Source organism: Streptomyces sp. NPDC044719, from assembly GCF_056433405.1.
Window position 1 is genome coordinate 898,152 of record NZ_JBWKHE010000004.1, and the last position, 26,109, is coordinate 924,260.

25 protein-coding genes are annotated in these 26,109 nt (G+C 70.8%); 17 read left to right on the forward strand and 8 right to left on the reverse strand.

Translation table 11 applies throughout. The features are described 5' to 3' along the window. Window positions 1-49: 49 nt before the first annotated feature. Window positions 50-487, reverse strand: coding sequence for a MarR family winged helix-turn-helix transcriptional regulator (locus AC07DF_RS20015; protein WP_478972608.1), 438 nt, complete (start codon window positions 485-487; stop codon window positions 50-52). Window positions 488-771: 284 nt separating this feature from the next. On the opposite strand from AC07DF_RS20015, the gene AC07DF_RS20020 reads away from it, so the two are divergent. Next, complete coding sequence (locus AC07DF_RS20020; RefSeq protein ID WP_478972611.1) at window positions 772-1,575, forward strand: putative protein N(5)-glutamine methyltransferase; 804 nt, start codon at window positions 772-774, stop codon at window positions 1,573-1,575. An 8-nt stretch (window positions 1,576-1,583) separates the two neighbouring features. On the opposite strand, the gene AC07DF_RS20025 is transcribed toward AC07DF_RS20020, so the two are convergent. Continuing rightward, window positions 1,584-3,662, reverse strand: a complete 2,079-nt coding sequence (locus tag AC07DF_RS20025) for a SpoIIE family protein phosphatase (RefSeq protein WP_478972614.1) — start codon at window positions 3,660-3,662, stop codon at window positions 1,584-1,586. Window positions 3,663-3,905: 243 nt separating this feature from the next. Between AC07DF_RS20025 and AC07DF_RS20030 the strand changes: the two genes are divergently transcribed. From AC07DF_RS20030 to AC07DF_RS20040, 3 genes are all read left to right on the forward strand, one after another. After that, window positions 3,906-4,274, forward strand: a complete 369-nt coding sequence (locus AC07DF_RS20030; protein WP_478972617.1) for a hypothetical protein — start codon at window positions 3,906-3,908, stop codon at window positions 4,272-4,274. A 111-nt stretch (window positions 4,275-4,385) separates the two neighbouring features. Then, the gene (locus AC07DF_RS20035; protein WP_478972620.1) at window positions 4,386-6,401 is read left to right on the forward strand and encodes an FAD-dependent oxidoreductase; all 2,016 of its coding nucleotides are present in this window, start codon (window positions 4,386-4,388) and stop codon (window positions 6,399-6,401) included. 32 nt (window positions 6,402-6,433) lie between these two features. After that, the gene (locus AC07DF_RS20040) at window positions 6,434-6,994 is read left to right on the forward strand and encodes a PadR family transcriptional regulator (protein ID WP_478972623.1); all 561 of its coding nucleotides are present in this window, start codon (window positions 6,434-6,436) and stop codon (window positions 6,992-6,994) included. 65 nt (window positions 6,995-7,059) lie between these two features. On the opposite strand, the gene AC07DF_RS20045 is transcribed toward AC07DF_RS20040, so the two are convergent. Then, the gene (locus AC07DF_RS20045; protein ID WP_478972626.1) at window positions 7,060-7,611 is read right to left on the reverse strand and encodes a hypothetical protein; all 552 of its coding nucleotides are present in this window, start codon (window positions 7,609-7,611) and stop codon (window positions 7,060-7,062) included. Between the two features lie 227 nt (window positions 7,612-7,838). Next, window positions 7,839-8,837, reverse strand: coding sequence for a fibronectin type III domain-containing protein (locus tag AC07DF_RS20050; RefSeq protein ID WP_478972629.1), 999 nt, complete (start codon window positions 8,835-8,837; stop codon window positions 7,839-7,841). Window positions 8,838-9,251: 414 nt separating this feature from the next. Between AC07DF_RS20050 and AC07DF_RS20055 the strand changes: the two genes are divergently transcribed. After that, on the forward strand, window positions 9,252-9,947 hold the full coding sequence (locus tag AC07DF_RS20055) for a glycoside hydrolase family 75 protein (protein WP_478972632.1): 696 nt from the start codon (window positions 9,252-9,254) through the stop codon (window positions 9,945-9,947). Between the two features lie 72 nt (window positions 9,948-10,019). Here the strand turns inward: AC07DF_RS20055 and AC07DF_RS20060 are convergent, their stop codons facing one another. The 4 genes from AC07DF_RS20060 to AC07DF_RS20075 all read right to left on the reverse strand — a co-directional run bounded on the left by AC07DF_RS20060 (window position 10,020) and on the right by AC07DF_RS20075 (window position 13,303). Beyond that, complete coding sequence (locus tag AC07DF_RS20060; protein WP_478972635.1) at window positions 10,020-10,430, reverse strand: PTS-dependent dihydroxyacetone kinase phosphotransferase subunit DhaM; 411 nt, start codon at window positions 10,428-10,430, stop codon at window positions 10,020-10,022. Further along, window positions 10,423-11,022 (reverse strand): dihydroxyacetone kinase subunit DhaL, encoded by a 600-nt coding sequence (dhaL, locus tag AC07DF_RS20065; protein ID WP_454365875.1) that lies wholly within the window; start codon window positions 11,020-11,022, stop codon window positions 10,423-10,425. Before dhaL ends, AC07DF_RS20060 begins: the two co-directional genes overlap by 8 nt. A 46-nt stretch (window positions 11,023-11,068) precedes the next feature. Then, window positions 11,069-12,061, reverse strand: coding sequence for a dihydroxyacetone kinase subunit DhaK (dhaK, locus tag AC07DF_RS20070; protein ID WP_478972639.1), 993 nt, complete (start codon window positions 12,059-12,061; stop codon window positions 11,069-11,071). Between the two features lie 231 nt (window positions 12,062-12,292). Then, entirely contained in the window at window positions 12,293-13,303 is a 1,011-nt protein-coding gene (locus tag AC07DF_RS20075) for an MFS transporter (RefSeq protein WP_478972642.1), read from the reverse strand. Window positions 13,304-13,777: 474 nt separating this feature from the next. Between AC07DF_RS20075 and AC07DF_RS20080 the strand changes: the two genes are divergently transcribed. The 12 genes from AC07DF_RS20080 to AC07DF_RS20135 all read left to right on the forward strand — a co-directional run. Next, window positions 13,778-15,220 carry an MFS transporter gene (locus tag AC07DF_RS20080; protein WP_478972645.1) on the forward strand — a complete coding sequence of 481 codons (1,443 nt, stop codon included), beginning with the start codon at window positions 13,778-13,780 and terminating at the stop codon, window positions 15,218-15,220. A gap of 149 nt (window positions 15,221-15,369) precedes the next feature. Then, window positions 15,370-16,545, forward strand: coding sequence for a trans-sulfuration enzyme family protein (locus tag AC07DF_RS20085; RefSeq protein WP_478972769.1), 1,176 nt, complete (start codon window positions 15,370-15,372; stop codon window positions 16,543-16,545). 69 nt (window positions 16,546-16,614) lie between these two features. Next, window positions 16,615-17,127 (forward strand): MaoC family dehydratase, encoded by a 513-nt coding sequence (locus AC07DF_RS20090; RefSeq protein WP_478972648.1) that lies wholly within the window; start codon window positions 16,615-16,617, stop codon window positions 17,125-17,127. Window positions 17,128-17,195: 68 nt separating this feature from the next. Further along, window positions 17,196-18,026, forward strand: a complete 831-nt coding sequence (locus AC07DF_RS20095; protein ID WP_478972651.1) for a class I SAM-dependent methyltransferase — start codon at window positions 17,196-17,198, stop codon at window positions 18,024-18,026. Next, on the forward strand, window positions 18,023-19,096 hold the full coding sequence (locus AC07DF_RS20100; RefSeq protein ID WP_478972654.1) for a class I SAM-dependent methyltransferase: 1,074 nt from the start codon (window positions 18,023-18,025) through the stop codon (window positions 19,094-19,096). The genes AC07DF_RS20095 and AC07DF_RS20100 overlap by 4 nt, the downstream gene beginning before the upstream one ends. Window positions 19,097-19,156: 60 nt before the next feature. Beyond that, window positions 19,157-20,047: a diiron oxygenase gene (locus tag AC07DF_RS20105; RefSeq protein ID WP_478972657.1), complete on the forward strand. Its 891-nt coding sequence runs from the start codon at window positions 19,157-19,159 to the stop codon at window positions 20,045-20,047. A 174-nt stretch (window positions 20,048-20,221) separates the two neighbouring features. Then, complete coding sequence (locus AC07DF_RS20110; RefSeq protein WP_478972660.1) at window positions 20,222-20,956, forward strand: class-II aminoacyl-tRNA synthetase family protein; 735 nt, start codon at window positions 20,222-20,224, stop codon at window positions 20,954-20,956. Between the two features lies 1 nt (window position 20,957). After that, the gene (acpS, locus tag AC07DF_RS20115; RefSeq protein ID WP_478972663.1) at window positions 20,958-21,392 is read left to right on the forward strand and encodes a holo-ACP synthase; all 435 of its coding nucleotides are present in this window, start codon (window positions 20,958-20,960) and stop codon (window positions 21,390-21,392) included. Window positions 21,393-21,438: 46 nt separating this feature from the next. Then, complete coding sequence (locus AC07DF_RS20120; RefSeq protein WP_020275650.1) at window positions 21,439-21,681, forward strand: acyl carrier protein; 243 nt, start codon at window positions 21,439-21,441, stop codon at window positions 21,679-21,681. Window position 21,682: 1 nt separating this feature from the next. Next, entirely contained in the window at window positions 21,683-22,891 is a 1,209-nt protein-coding gene (gene metK, locus AC07DF_RS20125; RefSeq protein ID WP_478972666.1) for a methionine adenosyltransferase, read from the forward strand. Window position 22,892: 1 nt separating this feature from the next. Further along, window positions 22,893-23,876 (forward strand): carbohydrate kinase family protein, encoded by a 984-nt coding sequence (locus tag AC07DF_RS20130; protein ID WP_478972669.1) that lies wholly within the window; start codon window positions 22,893-22,895, stop codon window positions 23,874-23,876. After that, the coding region (locus AC07DF_RS20135) for a homocysteine S-methyltransferase family protein (protein ID WP_478972672.1) at window positions 23,873-26,109 on the forward strand (2,237 nt) is incomplete at its 3' end. The genes AC07DF_RS20130 and AC07DF_RS20135, both read left to right, overlap by 4 nt.

Here is a 26,109-nt window from a genome sequence, read left to right on the forward strand (position 1 = left end):
GGGCCGGCATGTTCAGTGATTGCGCATTCAACCGTACGTGCGGTGTGCCCTAGTCGTGCCGGCCGGGTCCGGAGCCCGCGTTGTAGCGCACGAGGTAGCCGGCGAACAGCGACAGGTCCTCGGCCGGCCAGTCCGCCAGCCGCTCCCGGAAGGCGATCCGGCGGCTCTCGGTGACCTGGGCCAGGATGCGCCGGCCGGCTTCCGTCAGCCGCAGCACCAGAACGCGCTGGTCCTCCGCGTCGGGACGGCGCTCGATGAGACCGGCGCGTTCGAGGGCGGCCACCTGGCGGCTGACGGTGGACTTGTCCAGGGCGTAGTGGGCCGCCAGGTCGGTGGCACGGCAGCCGCCGCTCTCCTCCAGATGCCCGAGCAGTGTGTACGACACCAGCGACAACTCCGGGTGCATCCGCCCCGCCGCGGCACGGGCACGGCGGGCGAAGACCGTCATCTCCCGCTGGATGGTCTCCACGGCGTCGGCTGCGTTCACCTGGCCTCCCTCAGGGTGTTGCCGCACATCGCTGCTGCTCGCCCTCCATGGTTGCACAACCCAACCATTGCCTGCGGGCGGCCGATTCCGGTCCCGTACCGGGCGGCCGGTCCGTCAGGTAGTGTTGCCGTCCGGCCGTGGACCATCCCGGCCGTCGGAAGACGAGGAGGTGAGACCCATTACCGCTGTGTCAGCTCGGGTGCTCACTCCTCGATGTCGCGCGGACCGCCGCCTGTAGGCGACCGCCGGAGCGCCCTTCGGCTCTCGAAAGGCTCTTGGCATCCATGCCGTCTGTGTCTTCTGTCCCGCCCTCCACGCCGTTGTCCCGCGACGCCCTGGCCGACGCCCTGCGCACCGGGGGGTGCGTCTTCGCCGAGGACGAGGCCGACTTGATCCTCTCCACCGCGCGCACCCCGGCCGAAGCGGCCGCCATGGTCGAGCGCCGCGTCCAGGGGCTGCCCCTCGAACTCGTCGTGGGCTGGGCCGGGTTCCGGGGTCTGCGCGTCACCGTCGCCCCCGGCGTCTTCGTGCCGCGCCGCCGCACCGAGTTCCTGGTGGAACAGGCCCTCGCCCAGGCGCCCTGCGCCACCGTCGTCGTGGACCTGTGCTGCGGCTCGGGTGCCGTCGGCGCGGCGCTGGCCGCCGGGCTGGGCCCCGTCGAACTGCACGCCGCCGACATCGATCCCGTCGCCGTGTGCTGCGCCCGCGGCAACGTCGCCGCCGCCGGGGGCCATGTCCACCAGGGCGACCTCTTCGAGGCGCTGCCCGGTGCGCTCCTCGGCCGCGTCGACGTCCTCGCGGCCAACGTGCCGTACGTGCCCAGCGACGAGATAGGCCTGCTGCCCCTCGAGGCCCGTGACCACGAGCCGCGGGTCGCTCTCGACGGCGGCACGGACGGCCTGGACGTCCTGCGCCGGGTCGCGGCCGAGGCCCCCCGCTGGCTCGCCCCCGGCGGCTGCGTCCTGGTGGAGACCGGCCGGCACCAGGCACCGACCGCCGTCGCCACCTTCGAACGCCACGGCCTGACGACCCGGCTGGCCGTCTCGGAGGAGCTGTACGCGCACGTGGTGATCGGGGTGAGGCAGTAGGCCGCGGCTCAGTCCGGGGGCGTCGCCCGTGCGATGAGCAGGGCCACGTCATCGAAGTTGTCCGGCTCGTGGAGCGTACGCAGGAGCAGGTCGCAGACCTCCTCCAGGGGCCGGTCGGGGCCGTCCAGCAGGGACAGGAGGGTGCCGAGGCGTTCGTCGAGCGGGTCGCGGCGGGTCTCCACCAGGCCGTCGGTGTAGAAGACCAGGCGATCGCCCGGCTCGAGGTCGACCGTGGTGGTCGAGAAGGCGACACCGCCCACGCCGAGCGGCACCCCGGTCGGCAGGTCGAGCAGCTCCGGGGGGTGGCCGACCCGGACGCGCACCGGTGGCAGATGCCCGGCGTTGGCGATCCGGCACTGTCGCAGATGCGGGTCGTGGACGGCGTAGACGCAGGTGGCGATGGCCTGCTCCAGCCCCTCGGTGATCTTGTCGAGGTGCTCCAGGAGCCGGGCCGGGTCGAGGTCGAGGGAGGCCAGGGTGTTGGTCGCCGTACGCAGCCGGCCCATGGTCGCCGCCGCGGGGATGCCGCTGCCCATCACGTCGCCCACGACGAGCGCGGTCGTGCCGCCGTCCAGGGGGATGACGTCGAACCAGTCGCCGCCGACCTCGCTGGTGGCCCCGGCCGGCTGGTAGCGGGAGGCGACCTCGAGACCGCCCGTCACCGGCGGATGACTGGGCAGCAGGCTGCGCTGGAGGGTGAGCGCGGTGTCCCGGGCGCTCTGGTACCAGCGGGCGTTGTCGATCTGCACGGCCGCCCGGGCGGCCAGCTCGCGCGCCAGCAGCAGGTCGTCCTCGGCGAAGGGCAGCGGATTGCGGGTGCGCTTGAGATCCAGCGCGCCCAGCACCTCGCCGCGCGCGATCAGCGGCACCGCCAGATAGGAGTGCACCCCGGCCCGGCCGAGCAGCTTGGCCGCCTCCGGGGAACGGGCGATACGCGGCAGATCCTCGTCCGTGACCTGCGGCAGCATCACGGGAAGGGCCGTGCGCACGCACTGGGTGACGAGCCGGTCGGGAGCGTACCGGGCCACCTGCCCCGGAGGATCCGCGGCCTCCAGGGCCTCGGCCGAGTCGTACCCCTGGACCGCCAGCGCACGGATCACGGCCGACTCGGCGGGGCCGAGGCTGGTGCGCCGCCCCTGCACCACCGCGTCCAGCAGATCGACGGCCGCGATGTCGGCGAGTTCCGGCACGGCCACGTCGGCGAGCTCGCGGGCCGTGCGGTCCAGGTCCAGCGAGGTACCGATCCGGCCGGACGCGTCCGCGATCAGGGCCAGACGCCGCCGCGCGGCCTCGGCCTCGATGCCCGCCCGGTACTGCTCGGTGACGTCGACGATCGAGACGGCCACGCCCAGCACGGTCCCGAAGGCGTTCTCCAGCCGGTACAGCGAGATCGACCAGGCGTGGTCCTGGTCCGGGTCGGCCGGGGTGCGGCCGATCGTGGACTGGTCGACGACCGGCGTGCCGGTGTCCAGGACCCGGCGCGCCGCGGCCTCCAGGGCCTCGACGTCCATCTGCGGCACCACCTCGTGGACCGTGCGCCCCAGGTGCTCCTCGGCCGGTACGCCGTTGAGCTCCTCCAGTGCCGCGTTGACCGAGACGTACCGCAGCTCGGTGTCCAGCACGGCCAGCCCGATCGGGGACTGCGCGATCATCCGCGTCGACAGCGCCACCTCCCGCTCCAGCCGGTGCACGGTCGACTGGTCGGCGCACAGACCGAGCGCGTAGACGTCGCCCTCGTCGTCCAGCAGCCGCATGTTGCGGAACTCCACGAGTCGTGTGCTGCCGTCCTTGTGGCGGACGGGGAAGGCGCCGGCCCAGCTCTGCCCGGTGCCCATGACGTCCGCGAACAGCTTGACCACGAGGTCGACGTGCTGCTCGTGGACCATGATCCGGGCGGCGTACTCCCCGAGCGCCTCCCGCGCCTCGTACCCGAACAGTTCCTCGGCCTGCGGGCTCCACAGCACGATGCGGCCCTCGGAGTCGAGGACCACCGAGGCCACGCGCAGGACGTCGAGCAGCCCGCTCGGTCGCGACGACTCGCGCGGGGGCTCGTCGCCCTCGGCCACGGGAGACCCGGCTGCACTCATCCCACGCCCCGCCTTCGCCGATCCTCGCGGCACGCCGTCATGGTGCCGACACCCCATGTTCTACCGCGCGGAGCCGTTTCCTCGAGGCCCCTTCCGTCACCTTCCACCATCTCCCAACACGGCGCGTACCGCCCCGCAAACCGGTCACCGGAACCGGGGTGCTGCCGGTAGTGCTCGCCGGAAGGTGGTGCTTTGCTGGGGTAGGGGCGGATACGGCAGCGTGGCCAGAAGAGGAGCGTCACGATGGACCTTGAGCGACCGCACCCCCACTCCGTCTCGGTGGAGATCAGCGGATGCAGCAAGCACGACGCCCGGATCGTGTTCGACACGCTGTGCGCCTGCTTCGAGTCGGACCGGTGCGCCGACGACGTGCCCGAGGAACTGCACGAGACCCGTCCGACCGTGTGGCTCGGCACCTTCGACGTCGCCGACACGCACGAGGGCGCGCGGCCGGCCCGGCTGTCGTCCTCCGTCGATGCCGACCTGCACGGCGGGTACTGGGCGATCGAACAGTTCCGCTTGAGGCTGGACTCCCTGTTCGCCGTGCAGGACCTGACCACGGTCCCCGGCGACCAGGAGAAGGAACTGCACGTGCGCCTCGAGAGCCGGTGATCCCCTGGCCGTAGCCCGGTGTGCCCTCCATCACCTTATGCAACTAGTTGCATAAAGCGCCGGTAGTCCTCTAGAACTACGGGGACGACACCGCGCACGGAGGGCCCGACGATGAGCCGTTACCCGCACCTGCTGACCCCCCTCGACCTGGGCTTCACGACCCTGCCCAACCGGGTCCTCATGGGCTCCATGCATGTCGGCCTGGAGGAGGCCGACGGCGGTTTCGAGCGCATGGCCGCCTTCTACGCCGCCCGCGCCCGCGGGGGAGTGGGCCTGATCGTCACGGGCGGCATCGCACCCAACGACGAGGGACGCCCGTACGAGGGCGGCGCGAAGCTCACCACCGAGGCGGAGGCCGAGCAGCACCGCGTCATCACCGACGCCGTGCACCATGCGGGCGGGCGGATCGCGATGCAGATCCTGCACTTCGGCCGGTACGCCTACCACCAGGACCTGGTCGCGCCCAGCCCGCTCCAGGCGCCGATCAGCCCCTTCCCGCCCCGCGAGCTGAGCGACGCCGACATCGAGCGGACCATCGACGACTACGTCCGCGCCGCCCGCCTCGCCCGTCAGGCCGGCTACGACGGCGTGGAGATCATGGGCTCCGAGGGCTACCTCATCAACGAGTTCATCGCCCGGCACACCAACCAGCGCACCGACCGCTGGGGCGGCTCGTACGAGAATCGCACGCGTTTCCCGCTGGAGATCGTGCGGCGGGTGCGCGAGGCGGTCGGCGAGGACTTCATCGTCGTCTACCGGCTGTCCATGCTCGACCTCGTCCCGGGCGGTTCCACGCTCGACGAGGTGATCACCCTCGCCAAGGCCGTCGAGGCCGCCGGGGCGACGATCATCAACACCGGCATCGGCTGGCACGAGGCCCGTATCCCCACCATCGCCACCTCCGTGCCGCGCGGTGCGTACACCTGGGTGACCAAGCGGCTCATGGGCGAGGTGTCCGTCCCGCTCGTCACCACCAACCGCATCAACACCCCCGAACTCGCCGAGGAACTGCTCGCCGACGGCGCGGCCGACATGGTGTCGATGGCCCGCCCGATGCTCGCCGACCCGGACTTCGTCACCAAGGCCGCGGCAGGCCGGCCCGAGGCGATCAACACCTGCATCGGCTGCAACCAGGCCTGCCTCGACCACACCTTCAGCGGCCTGATCACCTCCTGCCTGGTCAACCCGCGCGCCTGCCACGAGACGGAACTCGTCCTCTCCCCGACCCGGCTGCGCAAACGCGTCGCGGTCGTCGGCGCGGGACCGGCCGGCCTCGCCTGCGCCGTCTCCGCGGCCGAGCGCGGCCACGACGTCACCCTCTTCGACGCCGCGAGCGAGATCGGCGGGCAGCTCAACGTCGCCCGCAAGGTCCCCGGCAAGCAGGAGTTCGACGAGACGCTCCGCTACTTCCGCACCCAGCTCGACTGGCACGGTGTCGACGTGCGGCTGAACACGCCCGTCACGGTCGCGGACGTCGACGGCTACGACGAGGTGGTCGTCGCCACCGGCGTCAGCCCGCGCACCCCCGACATCCCCGGCGTCGACCACCCGAGCGTCCTCGGCTACCTCGACGTCCTGCGCGACGGCGCCCCCGTAGGCGACCGCGTCGCGATCCTCGGCGCCGGCGGCATCGGCTTCGACGTCGCCGAGTACCTCACGGACACCGGCGACAAGGCCCACGAAAACCCGGCGACGTACTTCCGCCAGTGGGGCGTCGACCTCGACTACCGCGCCCCCGGCGGCCTCGCCGCGCCCGAGCGGCCCGCCCCGCCGCGCACCGTCCATCTGCTCCAGCGCAAGACGTCCAAGGTCGGCGCCGGACTCGGCAAGACCACCGGCTGGATCCACCGCGCCGAACTCAAGCACCGCGGCGTCACCATGGTCCCGGGCGTGAGCTACGACCGGATCGACGACGCCGGACTGCATGTCACGATCGATGGCGCGAGCACGGTGCTTGAGGTCGACACGATCGTGCTGTGCACGGGCCAGGAGCCGCGCCGCGGTCTGTACGAGGAACTGGTCGCCGCCGGGCGCAGCACGCACCTGATCGGCGGCGCCGACGTGGCCGCGGAACTGGACGCCAAGCGCGCCATCAAGCAGGGCACCGAGCTGGCGGCGGCGCTGTAGGGGGCCTGCCGCCCGTCCCTAGGATGACGGGTATGTCACTCCCGCACGCGATCCTCACCGCCCTGCTCGAGAAGCCGTCGTCGGGCCTGGAGCTGACCCGCCGGTTCGACCGGTCGATCGGGTACTTCTGGTCGGCGACGCACCAGCAGATCTATCGCGAGCTGGGAAAGCTCGAGGCGGAGGGCCTGATCCGGGCCCTGCCGTCCGAGCAGCCGGCGCGCGGGCAGAAGAAGAGCTACGAGGTCCTGCACGCGGGCCGCGCCGAACTCGCCCGCTGGACCGCCGCCTCCCAGGACCCCAAGCCGCACCGCGACACACTGCTGTTGCGGCTGAGGGCGGCGGCCGTGGTGGGCACGGCGGGCCTGGAGGACGATCTGCGACGCCATCTGCGGCTGCACGAGCGGCAGCTGGCGGAGTACCGGGAGATCGAGCGGCGCGACTTCCCGCCCGGCCGGGAGGGCACCGAGGACCGGCTGCGGCATCTGGTGCTGCGGGCCGGGATCGACCTGGAGACCTTCTGGACCCAGTGGCTCAGCCGCGCCGTGGCGGAATTCGCCGAGCTCCCGGACGGCGAGCCGACCCGCCCGGCCTGACCGGGTGTGACGGCGGCCCGCCCGACCGGAGCGCTTCGGGAGGGCGGGCCGCCGTCCGTACCGGGTCAGAACCGGTACGGCTTGTTGCGCCGGCGCAGGTACCAGGCGGTCCCGAACAGGCCGGCCCCGACCAGCGTGCCGCCCGCCACCAGCGTGACGGTCCCGTAGTCCGTGGCGCTTCCGCCGGAACCGCCCATGACGCCGCGGGACGGCGACGCCGACGGGGACGGGGACGGGGACCTCGTGGCCGTGGGGGAGGGGGCCGGGGAGACGACGACGGACTGGGTGCCCGCGGTCGTGCCGTCCGAGCAGATGACGATGACGGTGTACGTCCCCGCGCTGACGCTCGACCAGGCGGCGGACTGGCTGGTGGACGTCCCCGACAGGGTCACCTGGCGCCCTTGGGCGAAGCTGCCCTGGCTGCTGGTGAGCAGTGAGGCCGTACCCCAGCTGCCGTTGATCTGGGTGCACGCGCTGGTCGTGACCGACACCGTGTTGCCCGTGGTGCTCACGGAGATGCCCGGCCCCGCCGCAGCGGGCGTCGCGGCCAGGGCGAGGGGCAGAGCGGCGGCTGCCACGGTCAGGCCGGAGCGGAGAACTGGCGATGAGTTGCGCATGTGGACTGCCCTCCGGCGGCACGGTTGGCGGTACATCCCTAGCGCCGCCGAGGGTCGGGAAACGCCCGTGCTGCCTCAGGGGTCAGCCAAAGCTCCCCGGGCCCGGGCCGCACGCCGGGTTCCGCCGTGCAGGTGACTCAGGCCGCCGGCCGGCCGACGCGGATACGACATCGCCGTAGGCCCGGTGCCGCCGCCGAGGTATCCGCGTGGCCGCCGTGGTCTCCGTGTCACCGCCGCGCGCCCGTCGTCACCGTCCGCTCCGCCGAGAAGCCGCCCCAGGTGCCGTCCGGCAGCATCGCCCGGATGCGGACGCGGTGCCGCACACCGGCGACCTGCCCCACGTAGAAGCCGTGCGTCGCCCGGTCGCGCGGGGCGCTCCCGCCGTACACGAGGGACGTGGCCGGGCGGCCGTCCAGCTGGATCTGGTACTCGGTGATCACGCCGTCCACCCGGGGCGGCACCCAGCTCAGCTCGAGGTGGTACGCCCCGTCCTCGTGGCGGCTCGTCGCCCGGAAGCCGGTGGGGGCCGTGGCGCGGCCGTCGTCGGTGCCCGGGGTGGTGAGGCGGACTGTGCCACTGGCGGGGGAGACGTTGCCGGCCGCGTCCCTGGCCCGGACGGTGAACGCGTAGGACGTGCCGGGCCGCAGCCCCGTCACCACGGCTGCCGTCTGGCCCCCGCCCACGCTGTGGATCTTCGCGGCTCCCTGGTGGATGTCGTACGACACCACGTCCCGGTCGTCCGTCGAGGCGGACCAGGACAGCTCGACCGCCCGGCTTCCGGCCGCCCGTCCGCCGGGCGCCGAGGGGCGGGTGGGCGCCGAGTGGTCGTCCGCGACGGCAGCGGGTGTCCGAGCCCGGACCTGACGGCTGGGCGGCCCGAGCCGTCCGTCGGCGTCCCGCGCCCGTACGGTGAAGACATACAGCGTGGACGGCCGGAGCCTGGTGACATCCACCATGTGCTTCGCGCCCGGTACTTCCACGACCTTCGTGGTGCCGCGATACACCTCGTAGACATCGGCCCGCGCGGTCACGTTCCACATGACGTGCACGCTCGTCGCGCTGCCCGCCTCCGCGGTGACGCCGGTCGGCGCCCCGGGCGCACCACCGACGTCCTTCTCCTCGGCTCCGGCCCAGCCGCAGGCGGCGACCAGCGCGAGGGTCCCGCAGAGCGCGACGCGCCGGAGGAGTCGGGCGGGAGCGGAGAACGGGACGAGAACGCGTCGCACGACACTGCCTCCCGGTACGGCACTCGGGAATGGTCCGGACCAATATGGCGCGACTGGCGCGATCACATCAAGAGGGCGGTGGGGGAGGGTGACAAAGGTGTGCCGAGGCGGTCGCGCGTCACCCCCGCTGTTCGTGACCACTCGGGAGGGTTACGTATGCTGAAGTTCCTCACGGCCGAACCCCTGGCGGACACCGGGGAGTTCGGGCCTGTCGCGCGGACCGCTGTCGTCGCAGATCCCGTGCCGGCACGGGTGGCCGGGCGGCCCGGGTCCCACACGGACTCAGGTCCCCGGCCCCTGTCGGGGGTTGGGGGAGTGCGCCGTCCGGCCCTCCGAGGGTGACCGGATCAACAGCCCGGGGGAACAGATGGGGCTGAGTGCCCGTCAGGTCCCCTCAGGAGAGGCTCACCCATCGTGCGAGTCCCGTCGCTCACACTGGCCGCGGCCAGTGCCGCCCTGCTCGTCCCGACGACACCGCTCGCCGCGCCGGCCCAGCCGCGCACCCAGCCGGTGGTGTGGCGCGGGGACCCCGTCAGCGCCGCCGAGCTGCTGTCCAGGGCACGAAACTGTACTCCCGTCTCCCGCGGCCGGTACCGCAAGGACAACGGCGCCCCCGCGAAGATCCCGGTCTGCGGTACCCGCGAGGCCGTCTTCTGGAAGGCGGACATGGACATCGACTGCGACGGCCGCCCCGGGCCCCGCTGCAACCGCCGCACCGACCCGTATTTCGCCGCCGGCACGGCCTACTCCCAGTCCGACGGCCGCCCGTTGAGCGCCGAACGTCTCCCCTTCATCGTCGTGCCCGCCCCGAGCCGTATCTGGGACTACCGGGACCACGGCGTGGGTGGCGGTTCGGTCGTGGCCGTCGTCTACCGCGACCAGGTGCGGTACGCGGTCGTCGGCGACACGGGCCCGCGGGGCGTCATCGGGGAGGCCTCCTACGCGACGGCCGAGGCCCTCGGCATCCGCCCCCACCCGCTCCGAGGCGGCGCGGCCTCGGGCGTCACCTACATCGTCTTCAAGAACACCCGGGTGTCGCCCATCGAGGACCACACGGCGGCCGTGACGACGGGGGAGCGGGTGGCGAGGCGGTTCGTCGACGGAAGCTGAGTGCTTGACGGCGCGTCAGCCGTCGTTCGCCGCAGCCGGGCACGCCGCCGTCCGGCGTGCCCGGGTCCGGTCTCACACCTTCCGGTACGTGTACGCCTCCGCGGCGGCCGACTCCACCGCCGCCAGATCCGCACCGGTGCCGGCCGTGACGACAGCGGCCACGGCTCCCTCCACGAACGGGGCGTCCACCAGCCGCGTCCGCTCCGGGAGTTCGTCGCCCTCCGCCAGCAGCGCCTTCACGGTGAGCACCGCGCTGCCCAGGTCGGTGAGGACGGCGACGCCCGCACCACGATCGACGGACGCGGCCGCCGCGGCGATCAGTTCGGCGCTGGTGCCGAGCCCGCCACCCTCGGTGCCGCCCGCCGGAGCGACGGGCACCGCCGGGCCGCCGCCCGCGAGCCCCTGCGCCAGCGCGGCGACCGAAGCGGCCACCTCCGCGCTGTGCGACACCAGCACGATTCCCACAAGCCGCTCGTCACTCATCGGCGGCCTCCGCGAGCGCGGCGACGAGGAGCGCCGACGACGTGGCGCCCGGGTCCTGGTGCCCGATGCTGCGCTCACCCAGATAGCTCGCCCGGCCCTTGCGCGCCTGCAGGGGCGTCGTCGCCACGGCGCCCTCCTCAGCGGCGGCCCGCGCCGCCGCGAACGAGTCACCGAGCGCGTCCACCGCGGGCACCAGTGCGTCGATCATGGTCTTGTCGCCCGGGGCGGCACCGCCGAGCGTCATGACCGCGTCCACCCCGGTCCGCAGCGCCTCGGCCAGCTGCTCCGCACTGACCTCGGCGGCATCCCCGAGCGCCTTGCCGGTACGGCGCAGCAGCGTGCCGTAGAGCGGCCCCGAGGCACCGCCGACCGTCGAGATGAGCTGGCGCCCGGCCAGCGTCAGCACCCCGCCGGGAGTGCCGGGGGCCTCCTTCTCCAGAGCGGCCGCCACGGCCGTGAAGCCGCGCTGGAGGTTGCTGCCGTGGTCGGCGTCCCCGATGGGGGAGTCGAGGGCGGTGAGCCGTTCCGCCTCACGGTCGACGGACGCGGCGGTCGCCGTCATCCAACGGCGGAAGAAATCGGCGTCGAGCACTGGATCTCCTTGCCTCGTAGATACGGGGTGATCCTTTCCCCGCGCGTCACATACCCCAGCGCAGACCCGCCGTCTTCACCGGCGCGTCCCACAGCCGCAGCAGTTCCTCGTCGACCTGGCAGAGGGTGAGCGAGGCGCCCGCCATGTCGAGGGAGGTGACGTAGTTGCCCACGAGGACACGGGCCACGGGCACGCCGCGCTGGGCGAGCACCCGGTGCACCTCGGCGTTGAAGCCGTACAGCTCGAGCAGGGGCGTGGCGCCCATGCCGTTGACGAGGACCAGCACCGGGTTGCGTGGCTGGAGGTCATCCACCACCGCCTCGACGGCGGCCTCGGCGATCTCGCCGGAGGTCATCATCGCCCGCCGCTCCCGGCCGGGCTCGCCGTGGATCCCGATGCCCAACTCCAGCTCACCGGGCGGCAGATCGAAGGTGGGGCTGCCCTTGGCCGGAGTGCTGCAGGCGCTCAGCGCGATACCGAAACTGCGGGAGTTCTCATTGACCTGCCGGGCGATGGCCTCCACTCGCTCCAGCGGCATGCCCTCGTCGGCGGCGGCACCGGCGATCTTCTCGACGAACAGGGTCGCGCCGGTGCCACGCCGACCGGCCGTGTAGAGGCTGTCGGTCACCGCCACGTCATCGTTGACCAGTACCTTCGCGACCTGGATGCCCTCGTCCTCGGCCAGCTCGGCGGCCATGTCGAAGTTGAGCACGTCGCCGGTGTAGTTCTTCACGATGAACAGCACCCCGGCCCCGCTGTCCACGGCGGCGGCCGCGCGCAGCATCTGGTCGGGCACCGGGGAGGTGAACACCTCGCCCGGACAGGCCGCCGACAGCATGCCGGGACCCACGAAACCCCCGTGCAACGGCTCGTGCCCCGAGCCTCCGCCCGAGACCAGCCCCACCTTTCCGGCCACGGGAGCGTCCCGCCGCACGATCACCCGGTTCTCCACGTCCACGGTCAGCTCCGGGTGGGCAGCCGCCAGGCCGCGCAGCGCGTCCGCGACCACGGTCTCCGGGACGTTGATCAGCATCTTCATGGGTACCTCCTGGTGAGACTGGCAGATGTACCTCTGACCTATTTTTGCAGGTCAGGATGCGTCAGGCCAGTTCTAGATCTTGGCGGTTCGTGGCGGTCCGGGGCGGGCTGCGACGGTACTCATGCTGACTTAATGCCGACTTTGATGACGGGGTGTCAGTTCTCTGTTGTGGTCGCCGGCGGTCGGTCGAAGCGCTGCTGCCGGAAAGTATCAACCTTGAGGCAGCGGACGTCACTGGCACAGCGCACCTAGGCGTGGCCGTAACCTCGGGGTCGCTCTGCGGGCTTCCGGGGCGTGCGGCGCCGAGGTCTGCGACGCGACCGGTACGGCGCCGTACGCGATGCCCCACACGATCAGCAGCATCACTGCGCCGGTCTCCCAGCGGCCCCACGCTGGAAGCAGGAGAGTCACAGTGGCGATCAGGGCGGCCGCGAGCCCGAAGACGCTCCGCGGATACCGGGCCACCCAGGCGCCGCCCAGGAAGTTGCCGAGGATGCCGACGGCACCATAGAGCAGCAAGAATGTAGTGATCAGACCACCGCTGGCGTGGGTGACCTGTTCCAGAAATGGTGTCACGTAGGTGTAGGTGCCGAAGTGAGCCAGCACTACGAGGAACGTCAGCAGGAGTGCGAAGCGAGTGTTGACGCTGCGGAGCATGCCGCCCAGGACGCCCAGCCGTGTGGCCCGGACCGGAGGAAGCGGCGGGACGAACAAGAGCAGCATGATCAGTACGCCGACCGTCAGAGCTCCCATGACGGTGAAGGCCGTTCGCCATCCTGCGAGATCTCCGATGAGGGTTCCCGCCGGCACGCCGAGGACGGATCCCAGCGGGACGGCGGAGAAGATCACAGCAGTTGCCCTGCCCACCGAGGCCGGCGGCACCAGTCGTTCCGCCAACCCGGCTCCGATCGACCAGAAGCCGCCGATCGTGATTCCGACCATGATCCGGGAGGTCAGTACCAGCCAGTAGTCGGGTGCCGCGGCTGCAAGGAAGTTCGCCAGTGCCAGCAAGAGCATGAAGACGCACAGCATCAGTCGGCGGTCGAAGCGTGCCGTGGCCACGGTGACCAGTGGAGCGGCGATCGCCGCCAGAAAGCCCGGCATGGTCATCACCAGTCCAGCCATCCCGTCCGAGACGGTGAAACTGGAACCGATCGAGGTCAGCAGACCGATCGGCAGGATCTCTGTGGTGACGATGGCGAAGATTCCCAGCATCACCGAGACGACGGCCGGCCACCCCATCAGCGGGGACCGAGGGGGTAAGAGTTTGCCGTCGACTGAAGCTGTGGTGGTTGCGGAGCGGTGGCTGGCAGATCTGCGACCGCACCCTTGCCCTTCGCGGGTGGTGTCGCATTCCGGCTGACAACGGCCAACGCAGTGAGGTGCCTTGGCCCTGGCCGTGGTGTCCGCAGGGCGGGCTGGCTCGCTGGACAAGCGCGTAACCATCGCGAGCCAGGGCTTCATTGAATGCCATGAGGAGCCGCTGCCCCTCGGTGGTGTCCGTACGTACGGCTGGGTGGATCATCTCGGCCGTATCGACGCAGGCGCCGGACGCCGTCCTCTCGCAGCCGTATGACGCCTTTCGCGCGTCATGGCCGGCTTGCGGAAGCACCCATGGGACGGATCCGCACTTGCTCTCTTACATACCCCCCATGGGTATGTTACCTTCGCAGCCGAAGGTACCCCCCAGGGGTATGCCAGAGGAGGGATGAACCCATGTCTGCCGTCAATCCCCGGCGTTGGTGGGCACTGGTCGTGCTCGCTGCCGCTCAGTTCATGGTCATCATGGACACGTCAATCATCGGGGTGGCGCTCCCCGAGATGCAGAAGGACCTCGGCTTCTCGCAGGGTGAGTTGCAGTGGGTCTTCAACGCCTACGTCATCGCCTTCGGCGGACTGCTGCTGCTCGGCGGCCGCCTCTCCGACCTGATCGGTGCACGCAAGATCTTCAACACCGGCTGGGTCGTGCTGATCGCCGGCTCGGTCCTCGCGGCCGCCGCGCAGACGGCGTGGGTGGAGGTCGTCGGCCGTGCCGTTCAGGGTGTGGGCGGTGCGCTGATCGCGCCGTCGGCCATGACACTGCTGATGATGCTCTTCGCGCACGACCCGAAGGAGCTCGGCAAGGCCATGGCGCTCTACGGCGCCGCCGCCCCCGCGGGCGGCACGGCCGGCGTGTTCCTCGGCGGAGTGTTCACCGAGTGGCTCAGCTGGCCGTGGATCTTCATCATCTACGTCCCGATCGGCGTCGCCACGCTCGCGGCCACCAAGCTCCTGCCCGCCGTCGGCAGCCGTCGGGGTTCCGTCGACGTGCTGGGGGCGGCCGCGGTCACCGCCGGTCTGGCGCTCGCGGTCTTCGCCATCGTCCGCGCGCCGGAGGCCGGCTGGACCTCCACCGGGACCGTGCTGCAGCTGGCCGGTGCCGTCGCGCTGCTCGTGCTGTTCTTCGTGATCCAGAAGACGGTGCGCGAGCCGCTGATGCCGCTCGGTATCTGGCGCGTCCCGCGGCTCGGCTCGGCCAACCTCGCGATGACCCTGCTCGGTGCCGCGTGGATCCCGATGTGGTACTTCCTCAACCTGTACCTCCAGCAGGTCCTCGGCTACGGGGCGTTCGCCTCCGGTGCCGCGCTGCTGCCGATGACCGGCCTTCTGATGATCTTCATGACGGCGATCACGGCGAAGCTGATGGCCAAGTTCGGTGCCAAGCCGATGATCGGCGGTGGTCTGCTGGTCCTCGCCGCCGGACTGCTGTGGCTGTCCGCCGTCGAGCCCACCGGCACCTTCGTGGTGGACGTCCTGCCCGCCTCGCTGGTCGCCGCGCTCGGCATGTCGCTCGCCTACATCCCGGCGATGATGTCCGCCATGTCCGGGGCTCCGCAGGAGCAGGCGGGTCTGGCGTCCGGCATCGTCAACACCACCTACCAGGTGGGCTCCGCGCTGGGTCTCGCGGCGCTGACCGCGGTGGCCACGTCGCAGGGCGCCGGTCAGCTGGGCAATCTGCCCGCGCTGACGGACGGCTTCAGTGCCGCGTTCATCTGGGCCGCCGTCATCGCCGCTGCGGGCGGGCTGATCACCCTGCTGGTGATGCGCGGCGACAAGGCGGGTGCCGCACCGCAGGCCGACGCCACCCCCGCGGCGCAGGGTGAGCGGGCCGGCGTCTAGCGGACCGGCCGCCCCGTGGGTCGGTGGGGGAGTCGCACAACGCCGCCGCCCACCAGGACAAGAGAACCTCCGAAGGGCCGTCCGGCACCGGGTAACCGGGGCGTCGGGCGGCCCTGAGTTCTGCGTAGAGAGGAGTACCGGTCTTGGACATGCAGACCCGTGCCGTGCACATCCTGAGCGATCCCGGGCCGAGCGGCAGTCGGCCCTTGAGCGTTCCCATCGTCCAGTCCTCGGCATTCGCCTTCGATTCCGCCGACGCGCTCGCCGACGCCATGGCCGGACCGGACGGCCCGTACGTCTACTCGCGCCGTGGAAACCCGACCGTACGGGCCCTGGAGCGCACACTCGCCGCGCTGGAGGGCGGAGCCGCCGCCATCGCCTTCGCGTCCGGAATGGGCGCGATCAGCGGTGTGCTGCTCGCGCTGCTGCGGCCAGGTGACCACGTGGTCGCCCAGCGCTGTCTGTACGGCGGTACGTACGCCGTGCTGTCGGATCTCGCGGCGCGATACGGCGTCGAGGTGGAGTACGTACGTGGCGACGATCCGACCGAGTTCGAGCGGCGTCTGCGGCCCACCACTCGCGTGCTGCATCTCGAGACCATCGCCAATCCGACCGGGCAAGTACCCGACCTTCCCGGCCTGCTGGCGGCGGCCCGGCGGCACGGCGTGGTCAGCGTCGTGGACAACTCGCTCGCGTCGCCCGTGCTGTGCCGCCCTGTGGAGCACGGCGCCGACGTGGTCGTGCACTCGACGACCAAATATCTGGCGGGTCACTCCGACGTGCTGGGCGGGGTCGCCGTCTTCGCCGACGTGGAGGTGCGTGACCGGGTGTGGCCGCGCACGGTCGAACTCGGTGCCTGCGCCGACCCGTTCGCGGCCTGGCTGACCCTGCGCGGGCTGCCGTCGCTGCCGCTGCGGATGCGGCAGCACTGCGCGGGCGCGCAACTGCTGGCCGGTCGTCTCGCGGAGCACGAGCAGGTCACCGCCGTGTATTGGCCCTGGCTGCCCGGCCATCCGTCGTACGACCTGGCGCGCAAGGCGCTGTCCGGAGGCGGCGGCATGGTCTCGTTCGAGCTCGCCGGCGGGCGGGAGGCCGGCCGCGCTTTCATCGAGCGGGTGCGCCTCGCCCGGCTCGCGCTCTCGCTGGGCGGAGTGGAGACACTGGTCGCTCACCCTGCGTCGACATCGCATCGGGAGCTCGGCGAGGAGGCCTTGGCGGCGGCCGGTATCGGCGCCGGAACGGTGCGGATGTCGGTGGGCATCGAGTACCCGGACGACCTCTGGCGAGACATCGAACAAGCCTTGGTCCGCGTAGATTTGGATTGACAAAATAAATGGTCCATTCGTAGATTGGAGTGCGTCAAGAGAATCTTTTCTCCGGCTCCAGGGGGCGTCATGCGCTACTTCGAGGACTTCCGCACCGGTGACATCCACGAGCTGGGCACCGTCACCGTCACCGAGGAGGAGGTGCTGGAGTTCGCAAGGCGCTACGACCCGCAGCCCTTCCACACCGACCCGGAGCTCGCGAAGCAGTCGCCCTTCGGGGGGCTGATCGCCAGCGGCTTCCACACCTCGGCGCTCTTCATGCGGCGCTACGTCGACGGGCTCCTCGCCTACAGCGCCTGCGTCGGATCCCCGGGTGTCGACGAGGTCCGCTACCACCGGCCCGTGCGGCCGGGCGACGTCCTCACCGCGCGTATCCGGATCCTGGGATCGCGCCCCTCGTTCGGCAATCCCGCCACCGGCATCGTCCAGCCGCGCTGCGAGCTGGTGGCCCCCGACGGGACGGCCGTGTTCAGCATGATCCTGCACAGCATCTTCCGGCGGCGCCCTGCCGACTCCTCCGCCGAATCCCCCGCGTCGACGTCCGCGGCGGAGGACCCGGTCCCCTGTGTACGAGAGCGCTGAACACGGCCGTCCGCACACGCCCCGCTCCACCCTCCGATTCCCAAGCGCTTTTCGAAGGGAGACCTCCTGTGGAGGCCGTATCCCGCACTGCCCAGTGGACCGCCGCCGCGCGGGCACTGGAGACCGAGCGTGAGGACCGGCTGTTCGCCGATCCCTACGCCCGCACGGTCGCCGGCACCGTCGGCTTCGAGTTGCTCGATCGCTACGCGGGCGCAGGCACCGTGCCGTTCCTCGCCATCCGCACCACCTACCTCGACCGCGCCATCGGCCGCGCGACGCGGGAGCGGGAGATCCGCCAGGTCGTGTTCCTCGCGGCCGGTATGGACACCCGCTACTACCGGCTCGACTGGCCCGCGGGCGTCACCGTCTACGAACTCGACCGGCCCGCGCTTCTCGAGGCCAAGGCGGCCATGCTCGCCGACGAGCCGGAACCGGCCGGCCGGGAACGCCGCACCGTCGCCGTCGACCTCACCCAGGACTGGACCGGGCACCTGAAGGAGGCGGGCTGGCGCTCGGAGCAGCCCACGCTGTGGGTGGTCGAGGGTCTGCTGTTCTTCCTGCCCGAAGACGCCGTGCGCACCCTGCTGGCGACCTTGTGGCAGCACAGCGCGCCGGGCTCCGTCTTCCTCGGCGACGTCATCAGCAGGGCGGCCTTGGAGAACCCGCTCTCACGGCCCTTCATGAAGGCGCTCGAAGAGGACGGCAACCCCTGGCTGTTCGGCACCGAGGAGCCCGAGCAGCTGCTCACCTCCTGCGGCTGGACGGTGCGCGAGGTCAAGCAGCCCGGTGAGGACGGCGTCGACTTCGGCCGCTGGCCCTATCCGGTGCCGTCCCGTGAGGTGCCCCGCGTGCCGCGGTCCTTCCTGTTCACCGCGACCCGAGACGAGGCCACGTCATGACCGACCGCACCGGTGCCCCGAGCGCCGACCCCACCACCGCTTTCCACCAGCGCATCATCGACGACGCCGCCGCGGCCGTCCGAGGCCTGACCGTCTCCCTCGGCGAGCGGCTCGGCCTGTACCGCGCACTGGCCGAGCACGGCCCGCTCACCCCCGCGGAGCTCGCGGAGCGCGCCGGCGTCACCGCCCGGTACGCGGAGGAGTGGCTGCACGCCCAGCTCAGCGCCGACTACGTGGAACGCCACCCGTCGTCCGACAAGTACACCCTGCCGCAGGCTCACGCCTCCGTCCTCGCCGAGCCCGGGTCCGCCACCTACGCCGCGGGATTCTTCACCGCCCTGAAGGCCCTGTACGCCACCGAGGACCTGCTCGTCGACGCCTACCGTACCGGCGAGGGCGTGGGCTGGGCCGAGCACGACCCGGCACTCGACACCGGCATGGGCAGTTTCTTCCAGCCCACCTACCGGCACCGGCTGCTGAGCGACTGGCTGCCCGCGCTGGAAGGCGTCACCGAGAAGCTGGCGAACGGCGGCAGCGTCGCCGACATCGGCTGCGGCGTGGGGCACACCACCCTGCTCATCGCCAAGGCCTACCCGCAGGCCAGGGTGTACGGCTTCGACTACTCGGAGGAAGCCGTCACCATCGCCCGGCAGCTCGCCGACGACGCGGGCCTGTCCGAGCGCGTCGACTTCGAGACGGCGTCCGCCGACGACTACCCGGGCAGCGGCTACGACCTGGTCACCTTCTTCAACTGCCTGCACGACATGGGCGACCCGGTCGCCGCCGCCCAGCACGTGCACAAGTCCCTGGACCAGGACGGCACCTGGATGCTCGTCGAGTCCAACGTCTCGCCCGCCGACATCGACACCCGCACACCGGCGGCCCGCATGTTCATGTCGCTGTCCGCCGTGATGTGCCTGCCCGTCGCCGTCGCCCAGCGCGGCCCGCACGCCCTCGGCAACCACTCCGGCGAGAAGGCGTTCCGCGCCATCGCGGAGGAGGCCGGCTTCACACGCTGGCGGCGCGCGACCGAGACCCCGGTCAACGCCGTGTACGAGGTCCGGCCCTGAGCCGACCGCCTACGGCACACCCGTCGCATCCGCACACCCGCGTACCCGACAGGAGGGACCATGGCCACCTCGGCCCTGCCCGTATCCGACCGCTTCCTCGAAGTCCTCGAACGGCTCAGCGAAAAGGCCATCGAGGACTACTACAACCCGTACCAGCAGTTCGAATGGCCCGAGCAGCTGGACGAGAACCGCCTGTGGATGAGCCCCGAGCTGCTCACGCCCTATGGCACCCCCCACTTCGACGAGCTCGGTGAGGAGACCCTGCACCGGCTGTCCAAGTGGGAGTCCATCAACTTCTACAGCCTCAACGTGCACGGCATCCGCGAACTGCTCATCGAGGTCGTCCAGCGCATCCACATGCCCGGCTTCGAGGTGCCGTCCGACTTCTTCCACCACTTCATCGGCGAAGAGAACGAACACATGTGGTTCTTCGCCGAGTTCTGCCGCCGCTACGGCGACAAGATCTACGCCTCGACCGCCATGCGCGCCGACTCCGCCTGGGAACCCGAGGTCGAGAACTTCCTCGTCTTCGCCCGCATCCTGTTCTTCGAGGAGCTGGTCGACCACTACAACATGCGGATGGCGCAGGACGAGTTGCTCTGCGACACCATCCGCCAGGTCAACCGTATCCACCACCAGGACGAGTCCCGGCACATCGCCTTCGGGCGCGAGCTGGTCTCGCTGCTGTTCACCCGGATGCGTGACGCGGTGGGCGAGGAGCGGCTGCGCGAGGTGGAGAGCTACCTCAAACGCTACGTCGTCTTCAGCGTCAACTCCCTCTACAACCCGCACGTCTACCGCGACGCCGGCATCGCCGACCCGCTCGGTTTGCGAGGCGCCCTCGTCGCCGACGAGCGTCGGCGCCCGCACGAGCGCAAGGCCATCCGCAAGCCGCTCGCCTTCTTCCTCAAGACCGGGATCTTCTCCGACGACACGCTGCCGGTCATCTGACCCGAGAGGTGGTCAACCACCGTGTCCCACACCACGTTCACAGCCCCGCGATCTTCACCGGACTCGCCCCGGGAAGCCCGCGGCTTACCCTCCCTCGGGCCGGAGGGCACCGGCCTGCTGCGGCTCCTCGACGACACCTTCGAAAGGTGGGGAGTGGTCGCCGGAGCACGCTCCATGACCATGCCCCCGCTGCTGCCGGCCGCGGATCTGAGGCGTCTGGACTACTACGAGAACTTCCCGCACCAGGCCGTCGTCGCGACCGCGATCGAGGTCGACCGGCGCGGTGAGTTCTGTGCCGAGACCGGATGCTTTCCCTGCAGCACTCTGCAACCCGCCGAACTCGGTCTGCCCTCCGCGTCCTGTTACGCGGTCTACCTCGACCACGAAGGCCGCGAGGTGGCCGACGACACCCTCGTCACCGTCGTCGGCTGGTGCTTCCGCAAGGAGGAACGTTACGAGGGGCTCAGGCGCCAACTCGGCTTCCGCATGCGGGAGATCGTGGCTCTCGGCAGCCGCGAGCACGCCGAGAGCCACCTGTGCGACTTCAGCGACCGCATCACCGCCTTCGCCCGGGCGCTGGACCTGCCGCTGCGCAAGGAAGCCGCCTGCGACCCCTTCTACGACAAGGGCGGCGCCAAGGCGGTGCTGCAGCGGCTGTCGCCCGTCAAGCACGAATTCCTCTACGAGGACCTGGCCATCGCCTCCGTCAACACGCACCGCAACTTCTTCGGCGACCGCTGCTCCATCACCCTCGCCGGCACCGGCGGTCCGGCCTTCACCAGCTGCGTCGCCTTCGGCCTGGAGCGCTGGCTGTCCGCACTCACCCGGCGGCACGGCAGCTGGGCCGCCGCCACGGAGGCCGTCCACGCGGCCAGGGACCATCTCTCCCCGGTCGGACCGGGGGTGTGACGTGCCGGCCCACCCAACCGCCGCAGGCGGCCCGGGCTGGGCGAACCTCGGCATGGACATCGTGTCCGTCAAGCGCGTCCGCCGACTCCTCGAGGACCACGGCGAGGGTTTCTTCGAGCGGATGCTGGACCCCGGAGAACTCGCCGACTGCAGCACGTCCAGCGGGCTCGATCTTCTCAGTCTCTGCGGCCGGATCGCGGCCAAGGAGGCGGCGTTCAAGACACTGCGGGTCCGGGGCCGGTTCCTGCCGTGGCGGGACATCGTGGTGCGCCGCTCGGACGGCGGCTGGCCGCTCGTCGAACTGCGGCGCAGCGCCGCCGACATGGCGGCGCAGTCGGGCATCACGGACATCACGGTGAGCATCAGCCATGACGTGGACTACGCGGTCGCCGTGGCCGCCCCCATCCTCGGCGAGCCCTCCGGCCTGAGGCCGTGAGACGCCTGCCCACCCACCTGTACACAGCAATGTGAGGAGCACACTCATGAGCGAGGCCCTGCAGCAGGTCAAGGACTGGATCCTCAAGCGTCACCCGGACCGCGAGGACATCCCGGGCGACCTGGACCTGATCGAGAACCGCCTCATCGACTCGCTGTCCTTCGTCGAGTTCGTCTTCCTGCTGGAACAGCACTGCGGCCGTCCCATCGAGATGGAGACCCTGGAGGTCGACGCCATCCGCACCCTCGACGCCATCGACGCCAACTTCTTCCGCGCGGGGGTGAAGTGAGATGGGCCGGAGGCTCTTCACCTCCGAATCGGTCACCGAGGGCCATCCCGACAAGATCGCCGACCGGATCAGCGACACGGTCCTGGACGCGCTGCTCACCCAGGATCCGGCCTCTCGCGTCGCCGTGGAGACTCTGATCACCACGGGGCAGGTGCACATCGCGGGCGAGGTCACCACGACCGCGTACGCTCCCATCGCCCAGCTGGTGCGCGACACGATCCTCGAGATCGGCTACGACTCCTCCGCGAAAGGCTTCGACGGGGCGTCCTGCGGTGTGTCGCTCTCGATCGGATCCCAGTCCCCGGACATCGCGCAGGGGGTGAACTCCGCGTACGAGGCCCGGATCGAAGGTGGCGGGGACGAGCTGTCCCGGCAGGGCGCCGGCGACCAGGGCCTGATGTTCGGGTACGCCTGTGACGACACCCCTGAGTTCATGCCCCTGCCGATCCACCTCGCGCACCGCCTGGCCGAGCGACTGACCGAGGTCCGCAAGGACGGCACCTGCCCCTACCTGCGACCGGACGGCAAGACGCAGGTCACCATCGAGTACGACGGCGACTGGCCGGTACGTCTGGACACCGTCGTCGTCTCCTCGCAGCACGCCCCCGACATCAGCCTCGACGGTCTCCTGGCCCCGGACATCCGGGACCTCGTCGTCGAGCCCACGCTCAAGGCGCTGGCCGAACAGGGCCTGAGTCTGGAGAGCGACGGTTACCGGCTGCTGGTCAACCCGACCGGCCGCTTCGAGGTCGGCGGGCCCATGGGCGACGCCGGCCTGACCGGCCGCAAGATCATCATCGACACGTACGGCGGCATGGCCCGGCACGGCGGCGGCGCCTTCTCCGGCAAGGACCCCTCCAAGGTGGACCGCTCGGCGGCGTACGCGATGCGCTGGGTCGCCAAGAACGTCGTCGCCGCGGGCCTCGCCTCCCGCTGCGAGGTCCAGGTCGCCTACGCCATCGGCAAGGCCGAGCCCGTGGGTCTGTTCGTCGAGACCTTCGGCACCGAAGCCGTGCCCGTGGACCGTATCCAGGCCGCCATCACCGAAGTGTTCGACCTGCGGCCTGCCGCGATCATCCGTGACCTGGACCTGTTGCGGCCGATCTACGCCCGGACCGCGGCGTACGGCCACTTCGGGCGTGAACTCCCGGAGTTCTCCTGGGAGGCCACGGACCGGGTCGACGCCCTGCTCAAGGCCGTGGGGGGCTGAGATGCGCATCGCTGTCACGGGCTCCATCGCCACCGACCATCTGATGTCGTTCCCGGGGAGTTTCACCGACCAGCTTCTGGCCGACCGCCTGGACCGTGTCTCCCTGTCCTTCCTCGCCGACCGGCTGGAGATCCGTCGCGGCGGCGTGGCAGCGAACATCTCCTTCGGCCTCGGGCTGCTCGGCATGGGGCCGGTACTCGTCGGCGCGGTCGGCTGCGACTTCGAGCCCTACCGGATCTGGCTGAAGCAGCACGGGGTCGACACCGACTCCGTGCTGGTCAGCGAGGAACAGCACACGGCACGCTTCGTGTGCACGACCGACCGGATGCAGAACCAGATCGCGACGTTCTACACCGGCGCCATGGCGGAAGCGCGCCGGATCGACCTGCGGACGGTCGTGGAGCGGGTCGGCCGGCTCGGGCTGGTGATGGTCTCGCCCGACGACCCCGAGGCCATGCTCCGCCACACCCGGGCCTGCCGCTCACTGGGCATCCCCTTCGCCTCCGACCCGTCCCAGCAGCTGGCGCGCCTGAGCAAGGACGACGTCCTCGAACTGATCGACGGCGCCCGCTGGCTGTTCACCAACGAGTACGAGGCCGCGCTGCTGCAGGACCGTACGGGCCTGACCGTTCCGGATATCCTGCGTCGCGTCGGCTGCTGGGTCACCACGCACGGAGCAGCGGGCGTCCGAATCCGCACGGACGGGCGCCAAGCGCTGGCCGTTCCCGCGGTCGAGGTGCCGGGCGTCGTGGACCCCACGGGAGTCGGTGACGCCTTCCGTGCGGGATTCCTCGCGGGTGTGGCGTGGGGCGTGCCGGAGAAGTGCGCCGCCCAACTCGGCTGCGTCCTGGCCGCCACGGTCCTGGACTACGTCGGGACGCAGGAATACCGGCTGTACCGCGACGCGCTGCTCGCGCGGCTGCGGGCCACCTATGGAGTGGGGTGCGCCGCGCACCTCGTGGCTCATCTGCGGGGGCTGTCGTGACGGGAACGCGCGGCGACAGTCTGAGGACAGCCCTGGCCACCCGTGTGGTGGTGGCGGACGGGGCGATGGGCACCATGCTCCAGGCCCAGGACCCCACGCTGGACGACTTCCAGGGCTTGGAGGGCTGCAACGAGATCCTGAACGTGACGCGGCCGGACATCGTCCGGTCGGTCCACGATGCGTACTTCGCCGTGGGCGTCGATTGCGTGGAGACCAACACGTTCGGCGCGAACCTCGCCGCCCTCGGGGAGTACGGGATCGCCGAGCGGGTTTTCGAGCTGTCGGAGGCCGGCGCCCGGGTCGCCCGTGAGGCGGCTGACGAGTTCAGCGCCCATGACGGGCGTCCGCGCTGGGTGCTGGGCTCGATGGGGCCCGGCACGAAGTTGCCCACGCTGGGTCACATCACCTTCGGAGCGATCCGGGACGCCTACCAGCAGAACGCCGAGGGCCTGCTCGCGGGCGGCGCGGACGCGCTGCTGGTGGAGACGACGCAGGATCTGCTCCAGACCAAGGCCTCCGTCATCGCCGCCCGCCGGGCCATGGAAGCCACCGGCCACGCCGTACCTCTGATCGTTTCGGTCACGGTCGAGACGACCGGCACGATGCTGCTGGGCTCCGAGATCGGCGCGGCCCTGACCGCGCTGGAGCCCCTGGGCATCGACATGATCGGCCTGAACTGCGCGACGGGTCCTGCGGAGATGAGCGAGCACCTGCGCCATCTGTCCCGACACGCCCGTGTGCCGCTGTCCTGCATGCCGAACGCCGGCCTGCCCGTGCTGACCAAGGACGGGGCGCACTACCCGCTGACCGCGCCGGAGCTGGCGGACGCGCAGGAGACGTTCGTTCGCGAGTACGGCCTGTCTCTGGTCGGCGGCTGCTGCGGCACGACACCCGAGCACCTGCGGCAGATCGTGGAACGGGTGCGGGGCCTCGAGGCGCCGCCCCGTGATCCGAGACCCGAGCCGGGTGCCGCCTCGCTCTACCAGAGCGTGCCGTTCCGGCAGGACACCTCCTACCTGGCCATCGGTGAGCGCACCAACGCCAACGGTTCGAAGAAGTTCCGTGAGGCCATGCTGGAGGGCCGCTGGGACGACTGTGTGGAGATCGCCCGGGAGCAGATCCGCGAGGGCGCGCACATGCTCGACCTGTGCGTGGACTATGTCGGCCGGGACGGCGCCGCCGACATGGAGGAACTGGCCGGCCGCTTCGCCACCGCCTCCACCCTGCCGATCGTGCTGGACTCCACCGAGATCGACGTCATCCGGGCCGGCCTGGAAAAGCTCGGCGGCCGCGCGGTGATCAACTCGGTGAACTACGAGGACGGCGACGGCCCCGAGTCCCGCTTCGCCAAGGTCACGGCCCTGGCCCGGGAGCACGGCGCCGCGCTGATCGCGCTGACCATCGACGAGGAGGGCCAGGCCCGCACCGCCGAGAAGAAGGTCGAGATCGCCGAACGGCTCATCGAGGACCTGACCGGCACCTGGGGCATCCACGAGGAGGACATCCTCGTCGACTGTCTGACCTTCACCATCTGCACCGGACAGGAGGAGTCCCGTAAGGACGGGATCGCCACCATCGAGGGCATCCGTGAGCTGAAGCGGCGCCACCCGAAGGTGCAGACCACCCTGGGGCTGTCCAACATCTCCTTCGGCCTCAACCCGGCCGCCCGCATCCTGCTGAACTCGGTCTTCCTCGACGAGTGTGTCAAGGCGGGCCTGGACTCGGCGATCGTGCACGCGTCGAAGATCCTGCCGATCGCCCGCTTCAGCGAGGAGGAGGTCCAGACGGCTCTGGACCTCATCTACGACCGCCGCGCCGAGGGCTACGACCCCCTGCAGAAGCTCATGCAGCTCTTCGAGGGCGCCACCGCCAAGTCCCTCAAGGCCGGCAAGGCCGAGGAACTGGCCGCGCTGCCGCTGGACGAGCGCCTCAAGCGGCGCATCATCGACGGCGAGAAGAACGGCCTGGAGGCGGACCTGGACGAGGCCCTTCAGGAGCGGCCCGCGCTGGACATCGTCAACGAGACCCTGCTGGACGGCATGAAGGTCGTCGGTGAGCTGTTCGGCTCCGGCCAGATGCAGCTGCCGTTCGTCCTGCAGTCCGCCGAGGTCATGAAGTCGGCCGTCGCCCATCTGGAGCCGCACATGGAGAAGAGCGACGACGAGGGCAAGGGCACCATCGTCCTGGCCACCGTGCGCGGCGATGTGCACGACATCGGCAAGAACCTCGTCGA